The organism is Herbaspirillum sp. GCM10030257, assembly GCF_042666555.1.
Taxonomy (GTDB): Bacteria; Pseudomonadota; Gammaproteobacteria; order Burkholderiales; family Burkholderiaceae_D; genus Noviherbaspirillum.
Genome location: NZ_JBHTDH010000091.1, coordinates 1 through 2201, shown reverse-complemented (window position 1 = coordinate 2201; position 2201 = coordinate 1). Strand labels below are relative to the sequence as shown.

3 protein-coding genes are annotated in these 2201 nt (G+C 51.3%); all 3 read left to right on the top strand.

What is annotated here, in order from left to right:
* Positions 1-612: 612 nt before the first annotated feature.
* Positions 613-903: a hypothetical protein gene (locus ACFQUU_RS29175; protein ID WP_382252124.1), complete on the top strand. Its 291-nt coding sequence runs from the start codon at positions 613-615 to the stop codon at positions 901-903.
* A 295-nt stretch (positions 904-1198) separates the two neighbouring features.
* A complete protein-coding gene (locus tag ACFQUU_RS29170; RefSeq protein ID WP_382252122.1) occupies positions 1199-1504 on the top strand; it encodes a helix-turn-helix domain-containing protein in 306 nt (101 codons plus the stop codon).
* A 421-nt stretch (positions 1505-1925) separates the two neighbouring features.
* Positions 1926-2201, top strand: a 276-nt coding sequence (locus tag ACFQUU_RS29165) for a transposase (protein WP_382252121.1), incomplete at its 3' end; no start/stop codon positions are given.

Here is a 2201-nt window from a genome sequence, read left to right as displayed (position 1 = left end):
TGAATTAATGATTGCCCTGCCCTGATTACCTATTCCGCGGCGCGGCTGCGTTAATGGCAAACCTGGTGATTTAAAGAAGACATTTGAACATAGCCGGAAGGGAGACATCTGAAAATGGCTTGAACAATGTATGTAGTGCCATGTAAAGCTTCTAGCAGGGCGTGCATCTTTGAACGACTTCGTTTCTCGATTCCGAAAGCCGCGACACATCAGTGTATGGCGCCTAGTCGGACACCAGGTGTCGTGCATTCCGCCATTCACCAGCTCCGTCGCCACTTCCACCGGAATTACAAAGCAGTAGGGTGAGTCTTACGGGAACCCGTCACCATACATTTCGTCACTCGTCGGTTGCACGGAATGAATAGCGGAGCACCCGGGTGGCCGGTTTCACATGTCGGGTTCCGTTGACGCTTGTTCAACGGACTCCTTTCACCATCTACAAAGCGAAAAGGGCAGGAGATGACAATATCGTTTCTTCAGCGAGGGAGGTGCGACCTGCAAATCGTACTGATGCCCATGGCTGCCAGCCCTCAAACTATAATCTCACAATAAATTTCTGTTTCTTTGTAGAAGTGGTGAAAGTAGCGCCTAAACCCACATCAGGACTATCGCATGGATGCTAATGAAAACGATCCCCAGACCGACATCAAGTACGATCCCAATCGATTGCTGGATATCGTCATCAAAAAACTTAATCTGAAGAATGATGCGGCGCTTGCACGAACCCTAGAAGTCGCGCCGCCGGTACTCAGTAAAATACGCCACGGTAGGCTTCCCGTCGGTGCAACGCTCCTTATCGCGATGCACGAGGAGACCGGGCTGAGCATTCGCGAACTACGGGATCTCATGGGTGATCGTCGCAATAAATACCGGATCAGCACCGTTCACTTCAAACCTAAATAATTAGCAGTCCCCACATTGCTTGGGCTAATCCGTTATGGCGGTAGGTAAACGCTGGTCAGGCATACGCCAAGGAGTGCGGTAATTTCCGGATGAAGAAGTTCCGTGACAGTGATGTCACGCTACCACGAGATATCCGTACGGGGGGAATAAACCTGACCCTACAAGATGGCAGCAAGGGTCAATGTTTCATGAAATCCTAGTCGTTTCAGCAGATTGCCTTTCAAGCGTTTGGAAGAATAGGCGTCGCGAACGTTGCCTCGATGGGAGGTAATGCGTTCTCCTATAGGAGCATTCGATGACGAGGAACATACCGGACGCAGTCCGCTACGCCAACCAGCTGCTGGACAAGATCATGCATGACATGGGATTAACAACTGATGCCGCTCTCTGCCGGGTTCTCTCCATCAGCCCTCCCGTACTAAGCAAGGTACGTCATGGGCGCGTTCCGTTTGGTGCCGCCTTGATTATTTCCGTCCATGAAGAAACTGGAATCAGTATCAAGGAACTGAAATATATGCTCGAGTATGGCGTCGCAACGGCCCGTTCCCTGCAGCTGAATACTTTACAGCACTCAAAACCGGCGATAGCAAGCTTCGTGTAAGCAATGCGGTACGTATAACCGTTGGTTTAAAAGGGCATTGCGCCTTGCATACGGTCTAGGCTTAATCACGGGCTTGCGCGGTTGATAGGAGGCGGCGAAGCAGCAATGAGTCGCTGCTACCGGAACGAGCAGGAAATGTAGCTGGTGTCGAGACAGTATCTATAGCCAACGATTAGAGCGGATTGCCAATGGCATATAGCGCGAAATCACTACTGAAGGATTTGGCGCCTTGGTTGTTTGCTTCCAATCGGATTCGGAGGCTATGCACTGCGAGTGGATGCGCGTGACATTGCGCCGTGAGGTGAGCGGGTTCCCGCAATGCTCACCCTCCACACACGTCGAAGGAAGGGTTGTGTCGCATTAAGCGAGAAGGTCCTCGCCGTCCGGTAGACTGCTGCTTTTGCAAAGTGAGCAAGCAGCCATGCTGAATACCAAAGGGATGCGATTTCCGATCGACGTGATTCTGGTCTGCGTTCGGTGGTACGCGGCATATCCATTAAGCTATCGACAGCTGGAAGAGATGATGCAGGAGCGTGGCGTGTTTGTTGATCATTCCTCGATCAATCGATGGGCGATGCGGTTCTTGCCATTGTTGGAAAAGATGTTCCGCCAACACAAACGTCCAGTGGGTGGAAGTTGGCGCATGGATGAGACCTACATCAAGGTGAAAGGTGCGTGGAAATATCTTTATCGTGCG

Bases quoted from the DNA above. Each gene is read 5' to 3' on its own strand.
- ACFQUU_RS29170 (WP_382252122.1), top strand. From the start codon at position 1,199: ATGACGAGGAACATACCGGACGCAGTCCGCTACGCCAACCAGCTGCTG.
- ACFQUU_RS29175 (WP_382252124.1), top strand. From the start codon at position 613: ATGGATGCTAATGAAAACGATCCCCAGACCGACATCAAGTACGATCCC.